This is a genomic window from Chryseobacterium salivictor, assembly GCF_004359195.1.
Taxonomy (GTDB): domain Bacteria; phylum Bacteroidota; class Bacteroidia; order Flavobacteriales; family Weeksellaceae; genus Kaistella; species Kaistella salivictor.
In genome coordinates, this window is record NZ_CP037954.1 from 1,590,774 (window position 1) to 1,607,876 (window position 17,103).

The window sequence follows — 17,103 nt, forward strand, 5'->3', positions numbered from 1 at the left end:
TGAAAGCCTTATTAAAATATAACTTTTGCGCCTTTTGCGGTTAAAAAAAATGAAAATTCGCAGCAGAAATTGAACCATTAAGATATTAAGAATAATTAAGAGAACACTCCTTTTAGCGGTCAATTCTTAATCTTCTTTAATACCTTAATGTTTAAAAAATTTCATTCAATTCTTCAAGCTACTTTTAATAAAAATTTTTAAACTTACAATAATCTCAATTCCTGAAATCCGTGAGCTTACTTTTTATCTTTTAATCACGATTTTCTTTACCGGTTCCTGCGGTTTTCTGTTCTGATATTTTTTAATCCAATTATAAAAAATCAGAAAGCCGAAAACGAAAATAGAAAGCCGTGATAATAAATCTCCCGTTCGGGTATAAAAAGTCTGGTGATCATACAGATCAATTTTCGCAAAAAGAGCTGTTTTGTCGCCATAAAAGGTATCGGCCACCACATCGCCTTTCACATCAATATGCGCAGAAATCCCGCTGTTGGCGGATCTTGTAATTTCACGTCGGGTTTCTATCGCGCGCATTTTGGCATAAGCCAGAAGTTGTTTGTGACCCTGCGTAACGCCCCACCAGGAGTCGTTCGTCATAATTCCTAAAAAGTTCGCGCCTTTTTTAACGTAATCAGTAACGAATTCGCCGTAAATACTTTCGTAGCAAATAATCGGCGCCAATTTTCCTTTGTTAAAAGGATTGCCGAACACCTTTCTTTCTTCATCAATTCCCAGGGAAGCAGTTGTTCCGCCCAGATCCAGCATCGCATTTCCGAGAATGGGTTTCAGTACATTGATGTAAGGGAAAATCTCTACTCCCGGCACGAGTTTACCTTTGTGATAAACTTCTATTTTTTGGTTAGGGATAATTTGAATGGCAGAATTATAACTGTCCACGTACATTCCCTGGGAAGTCTGGTACGCGGTTTTCGATCTGTGATTTTCATCGGTATAAAAACGGTGGGAAGAAATTCCCGTGGCAAAAACAGATTTCGGATGTTCCGTTAAAAATTCTTTCGTTTTATTTAAAAGTTCGCTGTGTTCAAAACCCGTTTCCGAAATTGAACCAAAACCGGGAAGTGAAGTTTCGGGACCGATATAATAATCGATTTGTCCCTTCGAATTTTCTTCGGCTAAAGTCAGTAAATCATTTAAAATGGTTAAGCTGTCCTTTGAATATTTTTCGGTGTAGGGATTTAAGTCCGGCTGCAGCATTAAAACATTGACCGACCCGATGGGTTTCAAATCAAAGTTTTGGTATTTCACCACTGAAATTATCATGGGCAAAGCAATTCCTGCAACAAGAATGGAGGAGTTGATGATTAAGGATTTTCTTTTTCTGCCGGCTTCCCAAATCCGCAATGTGTAGAAAGCAAAAACATTCACCAGCAAGATCCAGAAACTTCCGCCCGTTGCCCCAAAGGTGTCATACCACTGAATCAGCTGCGGGTAATCGGCAAATGCGTTTCCTAAATTCAACCACGGCCAGGTAAATTCCCAGCTCAAATGGATTTTTTCCCAAACCATCCACACGGCAACGAAGAATGTCAGTCCGAAATAAGTTCCCTGCGCGTTTTTATACCAATGATAACATTGAAAAATAAAGGAATAAAAGAGAGAATTCAATAAAACCGGTACCACAACGGCTAATAGGGAATTGGTGCCGTCCGGATTTTTCGCTCCGTATAACCAACCGGTGGTGACGATATTCCAAATCACAAAACAGAGGAAAGTCAGTCCGAAAATGGTCCCGCCTTTTCTTTTGATTTCTGAAAATTTTGAAATGTCGTGTTCCATTATTAAAAGAGGAACGAGCGCAAAAAATATAAAAAAAGGAATGCCGTAAGTGGGCCATGAAATACTCAGCAGAACCGCCGAGAGTAAGGACAAAATAATATATTTCATAAGTTGTTTAAAACGAATTTAGTCTTCAAAGATAAGGATTTCTGCTTCCGCATTGAAAAGTAATCTTTTTGCCACGGATGCATGGGTTTTTTACTGTTTGGAGAAAATAGTCGTGCATTCGTGGCTTTAATCATTTTTGCCACGGATGCACGAATTTTTTTACTGTTTTGAGGAATGAAATTATTCGTAAAGGTCCATTTTGTTTAACTGGAAATTAAAATGATTTGAGAAAACATTCGTGCATTCGTGGCTTTTATTTTTGCGATGAATAAACGGGTTTATTTTGATATAATTTATTCGTGCATTCGTGGCTTTAATCATTTTTGCCACGGATGCACGAATTTTTTTACTGTTTTGAGGAATGAAATTATTCGTAAAGGTCCATTTTGTTTAACTGGAAATTAAAATGATTTGAGAAAACATTCGTGCATTCGTGGCTTTTATTTTTGCGATGAATACACGGGTTTATTTTGATGTAATTTATTCGTGCATTCGTGGCTGATGTCCTTTAAAGCTAAAACTGATTTTCGATCTCCACGCTTACGCCGTGCATTTCGCCCGTCATTGGCGGATTGGTTTTGGTGATTTTAATTTTAATAAAAGAAATCTGCGGAAAGGCCAGTTTTACATTTTTCAGAATTCTGCCCGCCACATGTTCCATCAAATTCGAAGGGATTTTCATTTCCTGATGAATAATATCGTTGATGGCTGCGTAATTGATGGTGTCGTTTAAATCATCCGTTCCTACGGCTTTCCACAAATCGGCCTGAACTTCTACATTCAAAAGATAATAGGTTCCGATGAGCGTTTCTTCGGCAAGCACGCCGTGATAAGCGTAGATTTTCAGATTTTCTATAATTATTTTTGAAGTCATTTTTTTTAAATTTATTGTAACGCAAAAGACGCCAAGATTTATTAAACGAACTAAAGTCCCTTCCTATTGATGAATTCTAAATTGTAATGATGAAAGAATTTTCTATACTGTGACTTAATAAGTTGCCCCTGTTTCTCATTATCACTTATCCCATCACCGAATCACCACATCATCACATCATCCCATCACTTAATCGTCGTCGATAATTCAAGCATCGCTTCAATCGGTTTCAAAGCTTTCAGGCGCAATTCTTCATCCATGGTGATTTCCGGCAATTCGTATTTCATGCAGAGATAGAGTTTTTCCAGCGTATTTCTTTTCATGTAAAAACATTCCGAGCAGTTGCAGCTTTCATCGAAAACCAAGGCCGGCATTAGTTTTTTATGCGGAGCGCGTTTTTGCATTTCGTGAAGAATTCCCTCTTCGGTGGCTACGATGAATTCCTGCGCATCGTCTTTTTCCACAAAATTTAAGAGCGCAGAAGTAGAACCGACGAAATGAGCCAGATCTAAAACAGGCGTTTCACTTTCCGGATGCGCGATGAGTTTTGCGTGAGGATGATCGGCCATTTGTTGGGCGATTCTCTCCATGGAAAAGGCTTCGTGAACGATACAGCTTCCGTCCCAGAGAATCATGTCGCGGCCGGTTTTCTTCATTAAATATTTCCCCAAATTTTTGTCCGGCGCGAAAATAACCGGTCGGTCTTCCGGTAAAGAACGGATGATGGTTTCGGCGTTGGAGCTGGTAACGATGATGTCTGATTCTGCTTTGGTTTCGGCGTTGCAGTTGATGTAAGTTGCAATTAAAGCGTTCGGGTGTTTTGCCCGCATAGCCCGCAATCCTTCGCCGCTGCAACCGTCTGCAAGCGAACAGCCAGCCTGCGTATCGGGAAGGACGACTTTCTTTGTAGGATTCAGGATTTTAGCTGCTTCTGCCATAAAATGAACGCCACAAAAAGCAATCATATCGGCATCGGTATCTTTCGCCGCACGTGCCAACTGGAGGGAATCGCCCAAATAATCTGCAATGTCCTGTATGGCTGCAGGTTGGTAATAATGCGCCAAAATCACGGCGTTTTTTTCTTTTTTAAGATCTAAAATGGCTTTTACCAAATCTTCACCCTGCGGAATGATTAAGTCTTTAATATTTAAAAAACCTCTTACGGGAAGGTTGGCTTTTGCGGTGTCTAAATTTTCTGTGCTCATGCGAAATTCTGTTTAAGTATGGTGTTTCTTAAAATTAATAGGCGGGATTAAATTCGATTTTCAAACCCAATGCCTCGATTATTTTATAAAAAGTTGAAACTTTAGGTTCTGTTTTGCCATTTTCAATTCTTGAAATATAAGATTTGTCGGCACCAATTTTGTCTGCCAATTGTTCCTGGGTCATGTTAGCGTTTTTTCTGGCTTGCTCAATAATTTGCCCGGTATAGAAAGCCATTGCTTTCTCCTGGAATTTTTTGCGCTCTTTAGTTCCGTATTCGCCATGTTTCTCGGCAAGAACTTTACTGTAGCTTCTAATTTTCGGTTCTTTTGTGTTCATAATATTGAGCCATTATTTTTAAAGCTTTCTCTACCTCTTTTTTTGGAGTTTTCTGAGATTTTTTCTGAAATCCATTGAAGAGAACAACTAATTTTCCCTCATCAAAACAAAAGAAAACTCTGTAAATATTGCTTTGATATTCGATTCTAATCTCGAATAAACCATTTTCAATATGTTTCACAAATTTTTCTGAAATCCTTTCCTGAGTTTCAATGATATCAAAAATATATTCTATTTTTTCAACAACTTTCGGATGAAGTTTCTTTATAAAATCATCAAAATAATGACCGAAAGTTATGATTTCTCTAATCATCGCAAAGTTACTAAAAGTTGTATAATTGTGCAACTTGTTTCGAGCGGGCAATTGCAGTCAAATTTTCAATAATGTCTGCTCCAAACCTGAATACAAATCTATTGTTTAATGCTTAAAAACATTTAGGATTGGGATGTATAAATGTATAATTAAAATCTTGAATCAAATGCTGGGACGAAATAATCCGTTGCGGTAGCATTCCTGTTTTATCGCTGTTGCTTTTATTTTCCAAATTCAGAACCTCTCCTATTGACGGATGTTCCGGAGCAACGACATTGTAAGTTTCTGCTTTTATTTCAGAATGAATCAGTTGTTCTGCGATCGCTACAATATCTTCGTAATGAATATAATTGGTGGGTTTATCAGGGTTTTCCGGCAATCTGTTTTTAAAGAAATTTTGGAGCGACCGTTCGTTACCCATTAATCCGCCAAACCGCAAAATAGTGGTTTGCGGATATTTCTTTCGGACTATATTTTCTGAAGTGAGAATATCGGTTCTTAAATTCTCGGTATCGTTTTCAGTGAAAGTTTTCTCTTCCTGCGGATAAATTCCGGTAGAGCTGAAAAAGATGGTTTTTGAAAATTGCTCATCGAGTTTTTCAAAACCCCGATGCCAGTCATTTCTCGAAACCGGCATGCTGAAAACCGCAATGTCGACCTCGTTTAAAAAATCAAAATCTACCGTTGAGCGAAAGTCGAGCAGATGAACTTCTACCGCCACTTTCTTCAGCGGAATTATTTTATCAGGTGTCGTGGTTGTGGCGATGACATGATGCTTTTGATCAGTCCAGTATCTGGCTAATTTTTCTCCAACCCAGCCGCAGCCGATAATGGCGATTCTCATGATTTCAAAAACTGCGTTATTAAATTATCGATTTCAATTTTAGCCACTTCCAACTGATCGTTGATTACAATTTTGTCAAATTCATTTTTAAAAGAGATTTCTTCTGTTGCTTTTGCAACACGCAGGTGAATGGTTTCCAGGTCGTCGGTTCCTCTTGCAATCAATCTTAATTCCAAAGCGGCTACCGAAGGCGGCATAATGAAAATAGACAATGCTTTGTCGCCGAAATATTTTTTCAAGGCAATTCCGCCCTGCACATCCACATCGAAAATAACGGCCTTTCCGCTGGCCCAGATGCGTTCGACTTCTGATTTCAAAGTCCCGTAATATTTGTCGGTATATACTTCTTCAAACTCCACGAAATCCCCCTCAGCAATCTTCTGACGAAATTCTTCAGGAGTGATAAAATGATAATCGATACCTTGCTGTTCTTCGCCTCTCGGATTTCTGGTCGTACAGGAAATTGAAAATGCCAGTTCCGAAAAATGTTCGAGACAGTGTTTTACAAGAGTGGTTTTTCCACTTCCGGAGGGTGCGGAGAATATGATTACTTTGTTCATTGGTTTTTTAATTTTTGAGAAGACGGATAGATGATAGACGGATAGATAATAGATGATAGACTGTTAGATAATAGATGATAGACTGATAGATGATTATGCATCTCCGATTTTGGTCATGATTTTAATTTTTTAACGCAAAGTAATATAATGTTTTTATTTATAAATGCCCTGTTTTTAGCTTTTTTTAAGTTCGAAAAGGGGCATTTGACTTCGTCGAATCTTTGTTGTCTCCACTTACTAAAGTTCGTAAAGATTTTACAATTACTTCTAATTACGGCAATCAATGCTGTGGTCTTTCATCTATCCGTCTATCGTCTATTATCTATCCGTCTATTATCTAATATCTTCTAGTCTATTATCTTTTAGTCTACAATACGTTAAGCGTCTGTTCCTTTATTTTTTCCAGATCATCTTTCATCATGACCACGAGTTTTTGAATTTCTGCGTGGTTGGCTTTGGAGCCGAGGGTATTGATTTCTCTGCCGATTTCCTGAGAAATAAACCCGAGTTTTTTGCCGTTGCAGCTTTCTTCAATCATTACTTCCAGATAATATTTTAAATGTTGGGTAAGCCGGACTTTTTCTTCAGCGATATCCAGTTTTTCAGTATAATAAGCCATTTCCTGATAGAAACGGGTTTCGTCGATCTGATCAAATTCGTTGAGTGATTTTCGGTAGCGTTCTTTTACCGCATCCATTCTCACTTCTTCGTAAGGTTTTATCTGATGGAGGCAGTTCTCAATTTTGTTGATATTCCGGTGCAGTTCTTCCTGTAGAATTTCACCTTCTATCCGTCGGAAATTGTCAAATTTCGTTAAAGCTTCTTCTAATAACTCGATTAAAAAAATCCATTCGTCATCATTGAGTTCGTCGCTTTTGGAAGAAATGGCTTCCGGCATTCTCACCGCCATTTTCAGATATTCGAAATCGGGACCGTCTCCGGCCACTTTTTTCAGTTCCTGCATATACGCCTGTACCAGATCGTGATTTATATTCACATCACTGGCGTTATTGAGGGATTCGATATTCACGTAGCAATCAACTTTCCCGCGGAGAACCCGGTCGTTGAGTATTTTGCGCATTTCGAATTCTTTCTCTTTATATCTTAATGGGATTTTGATGTTTAAATCAAAAGATTTGCTATTGAGGGATTTAATGTCGACGGTTATTTTTTTACCTTCGAAAACTCCTTCGCTTCTGCCGAAGCCGGTCATGGATAAAATCATGTATTTGCTTTATCTTACAAAGATAATTATTTCAAATCTTTTAAACTTAAAAAAGAAAGATCAAAGCCTTTTTAAATCTTAAAATGAATAAATGCTGTGCCGCAGGTTAAAATAAGTGTTTCCAAAACCATCTTTATGAAAAAGCCCACACAGATTCCGCAGATTCCCAGTTTAGTCAAGCTACCCAATATATTCATTACCCATTACTTATTACCCATTAAAACATGAATCAACTTATTAAATTTTGACGGCTCTGAAATTTTCGATAATGACAGAAAAGATTATTTTATATATTTGCACTTAATAAAAGATTTATAAATATGCTTAAATCGTTCTTCCATTGGAAAGTCCTGGTCAATATACTTCTAGCGGCTGCCATCTTCGTAGGGGCAGTTTGGCTGACATTTCGTTGGTTAGAAATTCATACGAACCACGGAAAAGAAATCGCAGTACCCAATGTGATGAATAAATCGGTGCATGAAGCCATTAAAATTTTAGATGATTCAGGCTTGGGATACGAAGTCGACAGTTTTAAATACGACCCCAAATTCAAACCTTTTCAGGTTTTACAAATTTATCCTTCACCGGGTTCCCGGGTGAAAGACGGCAGAACGATCGTACTGAAAGTGAATCCGAGAACCTATGCACAGGTTTCAGTACCGGATATTTTAGACCGTTACAAGGGCTTGGCATTCAGGCAACTGGAGCAGGTCGGGTTGAAAATAGGCGATACCATCTATGAGCCGAGTATCCAGCGTGATGCTGTTTTGAGAATGCTCTACAATGGGGCGGTTTTGAAGCCTGGTGCCCTGTTACCGAGATTCACAACGATTGATCTGGTCATAGGTGCGGGGCCAAAAAGAAATATCAGCGTGCCGAATCTGGTGGGTTTAACCGTACAGGAAGCGAAATTAATTATTGCGCAAAATTTATTCGAAATAGGATTAATCGAATATGAAGATGGCGGTGGCGATGAATCAGATATTGTGTACTACCAGGATCCGGCAGCATTTGATGTGAGGGATCAGGGAATGCAGATTGATCTTTGGGCCAGTAAAAAAACGCCGGCGGAAATGCGCGGAAAAATCTCACAGTTGAATTCCATGTATCGAATTAAAGACAACTACGAGCCTCGGAATTACGAAGAAACCCCTGTTTATAATGAACCTGTCCCCAACCGGAGTGAACCCCCTTTAGAGGAAACGCCAAAAGTGGTTGTGCCAAAAGTAGAAACTCCAAAGCAGGAAGTGAAAAAGCAGGAAATACCAAAAACAGCGGCGGAGCAAAAACCAAAAGCCACTGAAGCGAAACCGAAAACCGCTACAACTCAGGCACCGGCAAAGGCAACTCCTGCAAAAACAGAAGAAAAGCCCAAAGTTAAAAAGGTGATTGTTGAATAGTTTTTTAATACATCTCTCACTAAAGCTTCAACCGAAAATGTTGGAGCTTTATTTTTCAAAAATACAATGACAGAAGACAACGAAAATTTCGCGGAAGAAGATTTTCTGACTCAGGACTCCAACGAAACTGAATCGGAAGGTCTCTTTGAACATCTTTCCCTCACCGTTGATAAAGGCCAGGAATCGGTACGGATCGATAAATTTCTGGTGAATTTCCGGCAAAATTCTTCAAGAAATAAAATCTCGCAAACCTGCCGTGCGGGGAACGTCGTGGTCAATGGTTCGCCGGTTAAGCAGAATTACCGCGTAAAACCCGGGGATGAAATTTCCGTCCTGCTTACCAAGCCGCCACGGGAAAATATCATCATTCCACAAGATATTCCCATTAATATCGTTTATGAAGATGACGATGTGGTCGTGGTAGATAAAGCAGCAGGAATGGTGGTGCATCCCGGTCATGGGAATTATGACGGAACTTTGATCAATGCGCTGGCTTTTCATTTTGAAAAAAACGGGATAAAATCAGATCTGGACCGCGTTGGGTTGGTGCACCGGATTGATAAAGACACCTCAGGCCTTTTAGTCATTGCCAAAAATGAATATGCCCTGAGTTTTCTTGCCAAACAGTTCTTTGACCGTACGACCAAAAGATTATACTGGGCGTTTGTCTGGGGGAATATGGAAGAAGAGCAGGGAACGATTCGTGGAAACATCGGCAGGCATCTGAAAAACAGAATGCAGATGGCCGTTTTCGAAGACGGAACTTTGGGGAAACACGCTGTTACTCATTATAAAGTCATCGAGCGTTTCCGGTACATCACCTGGGTAGAATGTAAACTGGAAACCGGCAGAACCCATCAGATTAGGGCGCATTTCAAACATATCGGGCACACTCTTTTCAATGATGAAAGATATGAAGGAAATCAGATTTTAAAAGGAATCAATATGCCGAAGTACAAACAGTTTGTGAAAAATGTGTTCGAAATTTTGCCCCGTCACGCCCTTCATGCCCACACGCTTGGATTTATCCATCCGACGACCGGGAAAGAAATGTATTTTGAAAGTAGAATGCCGAAAGATATGGACGATGCCCTGAATAAATGGAGAAAATATTTAGAATCTTAGATTCAGTAAAACTTTTTATCTTTGCTAAAATTCACGCAACTCTTATTATGAGAAAAATATATACGTTATTTTTCGTGGTGGTCTTTCTCGGAAGCTACAAAAGCCAGGAAACATTGCCATTTTATCAACAGTATCTGCTTGGCGGCGATTTTCTTTTTAATCCCGCGCTCTATGGTAGTACCGATGATGTTGTATTGAATTTAAACTACCAGAAGCAGTTTTCGAATTTCGATCAGTCGCCCAATGTACAGTCGATCGGGATGCACGCCAACGTAATTGACAGATTGGGAGCCGGATTGTCTTTTTTCAGAGATCAAAACGGGCCGATTTCTTCCAACGGTATTTCGGCAGGTGCTGCTTATTTTATTCCTATTGATGATGATGGCGAGCGAAAAAACCAATTCTCTTTTGGGACGAATGTGAATTTCTATAATATGAATATCGACTTGGGCATGCTGAATCCACAGGATCCCGGCGACCCGGTTTTAAGTTCAAATTCCCTCTTTCTGGTCTATGCCAATCTTGGGATGGCGCTCAATTACCGTAATTTTTTCGCAGGAGTTTCTGTGAACGATATCGCTTTAAGCAATGATATTCCTATTGTGAACGGTATTGAACCGGAACCGACCAAGGTTCTGATCCACACGGGTTATGACTGGTATGTGACCGATGAGTTTTATGTAACACCGTCTGTTTTGGCGAACTTTAATACCAATTCATCTAAACTGGTGGATCTCAATGTGATGGGAACCGTTAACGGAGACGAAAACTCCTTTTCAGCCGGGGTGAGTTTTAGAACAGCAATCAATAAATTCGGTAATCAAAGTTTAGGATTTTCTCCGGTTATCAAAGGAACGGTGAATAATTTCTTTTTCGGTGCCACTTATAATTTCGGACTGTCTGATATTCAACAGTATGCCGGCAGCAGTTTCATGCTGAGTATCGGTTATAAATTAGAAAATTTCATCAATACGAGAGGGTACCGGTATTAATTATTAAATGCTTTTTGTTTAATTTTTTTTATAATCACTAATTATAATGATTATTCAAGAATTAGAAGAAAGATTTTTTATTGTATGCTATATGCTTGATCATAATGAATTCTATTTTTTTTAGCAATTATAGAATATTTTGACAATGATTATTATGGATATGAACATTATAATTTCATTAGTTATAAGTATGCCTTTAGCATTAATACTTACTGCCAAAAGACTTCTTGCCATATATAAGCCAAATAAGAGTAATAAATAATCTAAAAGCCAACTCCTAAAAGTGTTGGCTTTGTTATTTATAAATTAGGATATTTCTGCGGATCTTGGTTGGTGTTAAAAACAGAATAAATGTAAACCAATTTTTCCTCTTCGTCAATCGTGAAAAATAGGATATAAGGAAACGGTTTAAAAGGAATCGCTCTCAAGTTTTTATATCGAAATTGGAAGAAAGGATTTATTTCCAAAGATTGATAAGCCAGTTCTAATTGTTCATCAAAAGATTTCATTACCGAATAAGAAATCTCTGAATAATATTCATAGGCTTGATCTATTTCTTCCTGAGCACGATTAAGAATAACGAGATTATAACCCATGTTTTTGACGCAGTTTATCCAAAGCTTTTCTTGCAGGAATAAAATCTTTTTTATCGGATTTTATTCTTTCATCAAGGTTTTTTTTCTGCAGATCCGAAAGTTGAAAAAGGTCTGAATTATCATTTATTTGATATTTTTTTTCCAATTTTTTCCAGTCTTCAATTGGGATAAAAACACCAGTTGGGTTTCCTTGTGAATCATTGATGTATTGTAAATTCATGGTATTCCAATTAAAAGATTAATGAGTTTTCTACTTTAAAAAAATAAATTTAAGTAGAAAAATTGTAGAGTACAAATTTAATGCATTATAAATTTAAAACAATGAAAAGAAAAAATAGATATTCAACTGAATAATTTTTACCTTTGAAAATTAAGTAAATTACAGAAATTTTTCACTTCTTAACCTTGGCTCTTTTCACTTTTTCCCTGGCTCTTATTTAAAATGATTTACCTCCATATCCCTTTCTGCAAACAAAAATGCAGTTACTGCAACTTTCATTTTTCCACTTCTTTACAATATAAAGAGGAGATGATTTCTGCGATAAAAAAAGAAATTTCTTTAAGAAAAAATGAGTTGGAAACCCAGGATTTAAAATCCCTTTATTTCGGTGGCGGAACTCCTTCCATTCTTAATGCAGATGAACTTCAGTCGATTATTGATGAGGTCTTAAAACATTTCTCTTTTGATTCCAATATTGAAATTACCCTGGAAGCCAATCCCGATGATTTGGATAAAAACTTTCTTAAAGAATTATCAAAAACACCTTTTAACCGTTTGTCAATCGGGACCCAAAGTTTTTTTAATGAAGATTTGAAATTAATGAACCGCGCGCACAATGCAGGCGAAGCTGAAAGTTCAATTAAAAGAGCGCAGGATTTTGGTTTTGAAAACATCAGCATCGATTTAATCTACGGTTCGCCGACTTCAAGTTTCGAAATATGGAAACAGAATCTCGATAAAACTATTGAACTTCAGGTGCCGCACATTTCTTCTTATGCACTGACGGTTGAACCGAAAACAATGTTGAATGCCTGGATCTCTCAGGGAAAAATCGCCGCTCCAAAAGAAGCGGAGCAACATGAGGAGTTTTTCTACATGACCGATTTTCTGAAAGATCACGGTTTCGATCATTACGAAATATCCAATTTCGGAAAGCCCGGTTTTCATTCCAGACACAATTCTGCCTACTGGAAATACCGGGAATATCTGGGCATCGGCCCTTCCGCACATTCCTATAACGGGCGAAACGAAAGAAGCTGGAATATTGCCAATAATAAGCTGTATATCAATTCTTTAAATAAAAATATCTTGCCCAGAGAAACGGAACTGCTCTCCGAAAAAGACCAGTTCAACGAAATGTTGATGATTGGGTTGCGAACAACCTGGGGCGTAGATTTGTCTGCCTTAAATGAAAAATTCAGTGCCGAACTTTTGGAGTATTTTCAAAACCAAATCAAATCCAAACTCGATGATGGACTGCTGATGATTGAAAATAACCATCTTATTATTCCTGAAAAGCATTGGTTCCTGGCAGATGGAATTGCTGCTGATCTGTTTATGGTGTAGGGAGTTGCGAGGTACGGGTTGCGGGTTCGTGGTGCCGGTTCGAGGTTCGAGGAGTTTTTTTGAACACTAATGGTACAAATGGTTTCACTAAGAGCATCATTTTGTTTGTCGTAAATGCTTTTAAAGAAATTCACCATTCACCCATATTCACCATTCACTTTACTTGCCTTCTTTTTACTTTTTACTTGGCTCTTTATTCGTATTTTTGCAGAAATTTCTTCCCCTTGAAAACGATAAAACCAGATTTCAGCCATCTTTCCGCCAACCAATCCATCGGGATTTTCGACTCCGGTGTGGGCGGATTAACCGTTGCCAAAGAAATTAAAAGATTACTTCCTCATGAAAATTTAATCTATTTCGGCGATACCAAACATCTTCCGTACGGTGAAAAATCCAGGGAAGCCATCGTGGGATATTGTACGAAAATCACCGAGTTTTTATTGGAGAAAAATTGTAAAGCCATTGTAATTGCCTGTAATTCTGCGACCGCAAATGCGTTAACAGAAGTGTTGGCATTGGTTAATAATCAAGTTCCGGTGATCGATGTGATCAATCCGGTTGCTGAAAAAGTATCCTACGAAATACACAATAATGTGGGGGTGATTGCAACCAAAGCAACGGTCAATTCAGGATTGTATAAAAAATCGATCCGCAAGCACAATAAGTTTATTAAAGTCGATGAACTGGCGACTCCGCTTTTGGTGCCCGCCATCGAGGAGGGTTTTCGGAATCATCCGATTACGCATTCTATTATTTATAATTACCTGAGCAACAGTAAATTGAAAAATATTGAAACCCTGATTTTAGGCTGTACCCATTATCCACTTTTGCTGAACGAAATCAAACAATATTACGGAAACCGCGTTCGGGTAATCGATTCACCGAGTATCGTGGCGAATCAGCTGAGAATTATTCTGGAAAAGCATCATTTGCTGAATGAAGAAAATCCAAAACCTACTTATCAGTTTTACCTTTCAGATATTACCAAAAACTTTGAGAAAATCTCTAAGAAATTCTTTGGTAAAACCATCGATCTGGAATTGAAAGTACTGTAAGAGTTGGTGCTGGTTTTATTATACTGAAAAAGATGCAGTTTTTTTAAAGGTGACTTGTATAAATACTGAAGATTTTTAACGCAAAGACGCAAAGATTTCACTTAACATTCTTCATGGAAATTACGGACGCAAAGGCGTTTCACTTAGCAAAGGCAAAACGTTTTATAACCAATTATAAAAGGAGGTCTGAGTTTCTTTAAACCACAAAAGGCGCAAAAGTTTAATTCTAAAAAGTCTTTCAAAAGGTGGCAAAAGCTTTTCTATAAAAAAATGCCACGAATACACGAATTCGTATGTTACCGATAACATTTATTCGTGCATTCTTCCAAGGGACAGCTTAATATTCTTAATTCCTTCATCGAATCTTAATGGTTCAATTGCTGCTGATGATTTTCAATTTCTCATAACCGCAAAAGACGCAAAAGTTTAATTCTAAAAAGTCTTTCAAAAGGTGGCAAAAGCTTTTCTATAAAAAATGCCACGAATACACGAATTTTTCTGTTACCGATAACATTTATTCGTGCATTCTTCCAAGGGACAGCTTAATATTCTTAATTCCTTCATCGAATCTTAATGGTTCAATTGCTGCTGATGATTTTCAATTTCTCATAACCGCAAAAGACGCAAAAGTTTAATTCTAAAAAGTCTTTCAAAAGGTGGCAAAAGCTTTTCTATAAAAAAAAATGCCACGAATACACGAATTTTTCTGTTACCGATAACATTTATTCGTGCATTCTTCCAAGGGACAGCTTAATATTCTTAATTCCTTCATCGAATCTTAATGGTTCAATTGCTGCTGATGATTTTCAATTTCTCATAACCGCAAAAGACGCAAAAGTTTAATTCTAAAAAGTCTTTCAAAAGGTGGCAAAAGCTTTTCTATAAAAAAAAATGCCACGAATACACGAATTTTTCTGTTACCGATAACATTTATTCGTGCATTCTTCCAAGGGACAGCTTAATATTCTTAATTCCTTCATCGAATCTTAATGGTTCAATTGCTGCTGATGATTTTCAATTTCTCATAACCGCAAAAGACGCAAAAGTTTAATTCTAAAAAGTCTTTCAAAAGGTGGCAAAAGCTTTTCTATAAAAAAAAATGCCACGAATACACGAATTCGTATGTTACCGATAACATTTATTCGTGCATTCTTCCAAGGGACAGCTTAATATTCTTAATTCCTTCATCGAATCTTAATGGTTCAATTGCTGCTGATGATTTTCAATTTCTCATAACCGCAAAAGACGCAAAAGTTTAATTCTAAAAAGTCTTTCAAAAGGTGGCAAAAGCTTTTCTAAAAAAAATGCCACGAATACACGAATTCGTATGTTACCGCTAACATTTATTCGTGCATTCGTGGCAATATGACTCTGAAAACAGCATTTCGTCTGTTATCTATCCGTCTATCATCTATCCGTCTATTCTATGCTCTCTCCATTTTCAGCCGTTTCTTCCGGTTGTGGTTCGTTGGGTTTTAGGAAAGAAAAACTTACGTTTCCATATTTTCTGGTGTCGGTAATATTCGGATGTTCCAGTTTTGTACGGCTTTGGTGTTCCAAAATAAAGACGCCGTTTTCCTTGAGGTAATTATTCTTCAATACCAGAGAAATGAGTTCCTGGTACTTTTCTACCTCCATTTCGAACGGCGGATCTGCAACCACGATATCGTAGGATTTGCGGTTTCTGTTTTTCTTTAAATACTCAAAAACGTCGCCCCGGATGGCATTCACCTGCGTGTTCATTTCAAGCTCTGTTGCGGTAGCATTGATGAAACCGGCATGGCGGGCATTCATCTCGATTGAAGTTACGTCTTTGCAGCCTCTGGAAGCGAATTCCAGTGAAATCGATCCGATTCCGGCAAAAAGATCAAGTACAGAAATCGAGGCGTAATCCAGTCGGAAACGGTTTTCGATAATACTGAACAGGGCTTCTTTGGCAAAATCGGTCGTCGGTCTTACATCGAAGTTTTTCGGAGCGGAAATTCTTTTGGCTTTCCATTGGCCACTTATTATTCTGTACATGGGTGTAGGTGCTGGATGTTTGGTGCTGGGGGTTTGGGGTGGATGCACAAGAAGTGCAATTTAAGTCAATTTATTTCTAAATGTATATCTATTGTTTTATTTTAACGCAAAGGCGCAAAGATTTTTGAAAAAATAGCTTTACAAAAATTACGGTCGCAAAGGCGTTTGACTTCGTCGAATCTTCGATTTCACTTGGCAAAGAAAATTTCAACATTTGCTTTTTTATCTTTTATTTACTTTAGATAAGTAAAGCTTTTGTGTCTTTTGTGGTTAAATAAGAGGAGTTTAAAATTTATTGACGATTCACTTTACTTGGCTCTTTTTACTTTTTCCTTGGCTCTTACTACATTTATCGTGCATTCAAAATAAAGTTTTTGTTCGGAATATTATCGTAAACGATTTTCAGGCTTTTCACAAACTTCTTTAATTCTGAAATAAATGTTTCATTTTCGGTCGTTTCGCCGTAAACAAAAAACTGGGTATCCGCAATTCCAAATCCGATTTTACTGATGGTAAACATAATGAAATAAAGAAAATCGACTTCCGAGTTCACATCCAGATTATTGTAAAGGATTATTTTTTTATGGTCCAAGGCGAAAAACTCACATTGCTGATGATACAGATTAATATGAATTTCCTTCTGGTTTTTGGCCGTTATCTGATTCAGAAACTGTTCGCCCGAAAAATTGAATTTCGCAGGGATGGCGGTGTTTTTTATTTTCTGATAGATAGATTTCGGGAAGGTATAATAAAACTGAACGCCGAATTTTTTATTTACCGAAAGCATTAATTCTTCCTGATCTTCATCCACAGGAGCGTTATAAGCAATCAGACCGTATCCCAAATCGTGTTCCTTAAAACCTTCCGGCATTAAGGTAAAATGATTCAAAGCAGAAATGACGGTGATTTCTTTATATTTTTTCAGCGCTAAAATCTCATCAATCTTTTGGCTGAGCGCGTTTTCAGGCGATTCTTCGGTTACAAAAAAAGAGTGCTCCTCAGAAACATTCCTGTTCCTGGAAATCTGGTATTGTACGCCGTCTTTGGTAAAAAGTAATTTGAGTTGTTCCATGCTTTACGAGC

At 37.8% G+C, this 17,103-nt stretch carries 17 protein-coding genes; 5 read left to right on the plus strand and 12 right to left on the minus strand.

What is annotated here, in order from left to right:
- Positions 1-243: 243 nt before the first annotated feature.
- From lnt to NBC122_RS07445, 8 genes are all read right to left on the minus strand, one after another.
- Positions 244-1,905 carry an apolipoprotein N-acyltransferase gene (gene lnt / locus NBC122_RS07410; protein ID WP_133439764.1) on the minus strand — a complete coding sequence of 554 codons (1,662 nt, stop codon included), beginning with the start codon at positions 1,903-1,905 and terminating at the stop codon, positions 244-246.
- 514 nt (positions 1,906-2,419) lie between these two features.
- Positions 2,420-2,779, minus strand: a complete 360-nt coding sequence (folB, locus tag NBC122_RS07415; RefSeq protein ID WP_133439765.1) for a dihydroneopterin aldolase — start codon at positions 2,777-2,779, stop codon at positions 2,420-2,422.
- A 185-nt stretch (positions 2,780-2,964) separates the two neighbouring features.
- The gene (gene nadA, locus NBC122_RS07420; RefSeq protein ID WP_133439766.1) at positions 2,965-3,984 is read right to left on the minus strand and encodes a quinolinate synthase NadA; all 1,020 of its coding nucleotides are present in this window, start codon (positions 3,982-3,984) and stop codon (positions 2,965-2,967) included.
- 34 nt (positions 3,985-4,018) lie between these two features.
- Positions 4,019-4,321 carry a helix-turn-helix domain-containing protein gene (locus NBC122_RS07425; protein WP_133439767.1) on the minus strand — a complete coding sequence of 101 codons (303 nt, stop codon included), beginning with the start codon at positions 4,319-4,321 and terminating at the stop codon, positions 4,019-4,021.
- Positions 4,296-4,634: a type II toxin-antitoxin system RelE/ParE family toxin gene (locus NBC122_RS07430; RefSeq protein WP_133439768.1), complete on the minus strand. Its 339-nt coding sequence runs from the start codon at positions 4,632-4,634 to the stop codon at positions 4,296-4,298. Before NBC122_RS07430 ends, NBC122_RS07425 begins: the two co-directional genes overlap by 26 nt.
- A 112-nt stretch (positions 4,635-4,746) precedes the next feature.
- Positions 4,747-5,478: an NAD(P)-binding domain-containing protein gene (locus NBC122_RS07435; protein WP_133439769.1), complete on the minus strand. Its 732-nt coding sequence runs from the start codon at positions 5,476-5,478 to the stop codon at positions 4,747-4,749.
- Positions 5,475-6,038, minus strand: coding sequence for a guanylate kinase (gene gmk, locus NBC122_RS07440; protein WP_133439770.1), 564 nt, complete (start codon positions 6,036-6,038; stop codon positions 5,475-5,477). Before gmk ends, NBC122_RS07435 begins: the two co-directional genes overlap by 4 nt.
- Positions 6,039-6,405: 367 nt before the next feature.
- Positions 6,406-7,263, minus strand: coding sequence for a YicC family protein (locus tag NBC122_RS07445; RefSeq protein ID WP_133439771.1), 858 nt, complete (start codon positions 7,261-7,263; stop codon positions 6,406-6,408).
- Positions 7,264-7,583: 320 nt separating this feature from the next.
- Between NBC122_RS07445 and NBC122_RS07450 the strand changes: the two genes are divergently transcribed.
- The 3 genes from NBC122_RS07450 (at position 7,584) to NBC122_RS07460 (ending at position 10,780) form a co-directional block, all read left to right on the plus strand.
- Positions 7,584-8,663 carry a PASTA domain-containing protein gene (locus NBC122_RS07450; protein WP_133439772.1) on the plus strand — a complete coding sequence of 360 codons (1,080 nt, stop codon included), beginning with the start codon at positions 7,584-7,586 and terminating at the stop codon, positions 8,661-8,663.
- A 66-nt stretch (positions 8,664-8,729) separates the two neighbouring features.
- Entirely contained in the window at positions 8,730-9,788 is a 1,059-nt protein-coding gene (locus tag NBC122_RS07455; protein ID WP_133439773.1) for an RluA family pseudouridine synthase, read from the plus strand.
- A 47-nt stretch (positions 9,789-9,835) separates the two neighbouring features.
- Positions 9,836-10,780: a PorP/SprF family type IX secretion system membrane protein gene (locus NBC122_RS07460; RefSeq protein ID WP_133439774.1), complete on the plus strand. Its 945-nt coding sequence runs from the start codon at positions 9,836-9,838 to the stop codon at positions 10,778-10,780.
- Between the two features lie 299 nt (positions 10,781-11,079).
- On the opposite strand, the gene NBC122_RS07465 is transcribed toward NBC122_RS07460, so the two are convergent.
- Positions 11,080-11,376: a type II toxin-antitoxin system RelE/ParE family toxin gene (locus NBC122_RS07465; protein ID WP_133439775.1), complete on the minus strand. Its 297-nt coding sequence runs from the start codon at positions 11,374-11,376 to the stop codon at positions 11,080-11,082.
- Positions 11,366-11,596: a hypothetical protein gene (locus NBC122_RS07470; RefSeq protein WP_133439776.1), complete on the minus strand. Its 231-nt coding sequence runs from the start codon at positions 11,594-11,596 to the stop codon at positions 11,366-11,368. Before NBC122_RS07470 ends, NBC122_RS07465 begins: the two co-directional genes overlap by 11 nt.
- Positions 11,597-11,818: 222 nt before the next feature.
- Here NBC122_RS07470 and hemW point away from each other — a divergent pair, with 222 nt between their 5' ends.
- The gene (hemW, locus tag NBC122_RS07475; protein WP_133439777.1) at positions 11,819-12,943 is read left to right on the plus strand and encodes a radical SAM family heme chaperone HemW; all 1,125 of its coding nucleotides are present in this window, start codon (positions 11,819-11,821) and stop codon (positions 12,941-12,943) included.
- A gap of 224 nt (positions 12,944-13,167) precedes the next feature.
- Positions 13,168-13,998, plus strand: coding sequence for a glutamate racemase (murI, locus tag NBC122_RS07480; RefSeq protein WP_133439778.1), 831 nt, complete (start codon positions 13,168-13,170; stop codon positions 13,996-13,998).
- Positions 13,999-15,417: 1,419 nt separating this feature from the next.
- Here murI and NBC122_RS07485 read toward each other — a convergent pair.
- Together NBC122_RS07485 and NBC122_RS07490 are read right to left on the minus strand one after the other, a co-directional pair.
- A complete protein-coding gene (locus NBC122_RS07485) occupies positions 15,418-16,020 on the minus strand; it encodes an RsmD family RNA methyltransferase (protein WP_133439779.1) in 603 nt (200 codons plus the stop codon).
- 349 nt (positions 16,021-16,369) lie between these two features.
- Positions 16,370-17,092, minus strand: coding sequence for a DUF3822 family protein (locus NBC122_RS07490; protein ID WP_133439780.1), 723 nt, complete (start codon positions 17,090-17,092; stop codon positions 16,370-16,372).
- Between the last annotated feature and the right edge of the window lie 11 nt (positions 17,093-17,103).

Bases quoted from the DNA above. Each gene is read 5' to 3' on its own strand.
- NBC122_RS07455 (WP_133439773.1), top strand. From the start codon at position 8,730: ATGACAGAAGACAACGAAAATTTCGCGGAAGAAGATTTTCTGACTCAG.
- folB (WP_133439765.1), bottom strand. From the start codon at position 2,779: ATGACTTCAAAAATAATTATAGAAAATCTGAAAATCTACGCTTATCAC.
- NBC122_RS07460 (WP_133439774.1), top strand. From the start codon at position 9,836: ATGAGAAAAATATATACGTTATTTTTCGTGGTGGTCTTTCTCGGAAGC.
- NBC122_RS07425 (WP_133439767.1), bottom strand. From the start codon at position 4,321: ATGAACACAAAAGAACCGAAAATTAGAAGCTACAGTAAAGTTCTTGCC.
- NBC122_RS07490 (WP_133439780.1), bottom strand. From the start codon at position 17,092: ATGGAACAACTCAAATTACTTTTTACCAAAGACGGCGTACAATACCAG.
- NBC122_RS07465 (WP_133439775.1), bottom strand. From the start codon at position 11,376: ATGGGTTATAATCTCGTTATTCTTAATCGTGCTCAGGAAGAAATAGAT.
- lnt (WP_133439764.1), bottom strand. From the start codon at position 1,905: ATGAAATATATTATTTTGTCCTTACTCTCGGCGGTTCTGCTGAGTATT.
- nadA (WP_133439766.1), bottom strand. From the start codon at position 3,984: ATGAGCACAGAAAATTTAGACACCGCAAAAGCCAACCTTCCCGTAAGA.
- NBC122_RS07450 (WP_133439772.1), top strand. From the start codon at position 7,584: ATGCTTAAATCGTTCTTCCATTGGAAAGTCCTGGTCAATATACTTCTA.
- NBC122_RS07435 (WP_133439769.1), bottom strand. From the start codon at position 5,478: ATGAGAATCGCCATTATCGGCTGCGGCTGGGTTGGAGAAAAATTAGCC.
- gmk (WP_133439770.1), bottom strand. From the start codon at position 6,038: ATGAACAAAGTAATCATATTCTCCGCACCCTCCGGAAGTGGAAAAACC.
- NBC122_RS07470 (WP_133439776.1), bottom strand. From the start codon at position 11,596: ATGAATTTACAATACATCAATGATTCACAAGGAAACCCAACTGGTGTT.
- NBC122_RS07485 (WP_133439779.1), bottom strand. From the start codon at position 16,020: ATGTACAGAATAATAAGTGGCCAATGGAAAGCCAAAAGAATTTCCGCT.
- NBC122_RS07430 (WP_133439768.1), bottom strand. From the start codon at position 4,634: ATGATTAGAGAAATCATAACTTTCGGTCATTATTTTGATGATTTTATA.
- hemW (WP_133439777.1), top strand. From the start codon at position 11,819: ATGATTTACCTCCATATCCCTTTCTGCAAACAAAAATGCAGTTACTGC.
- NBC122_RS07445 (WP_133439771.1), bottom strand. From the start codon at position 7,263: ATGATTTTATCCATGACCGGCTTCGGCAGAAGCGAAGGAGTTTTCGAA.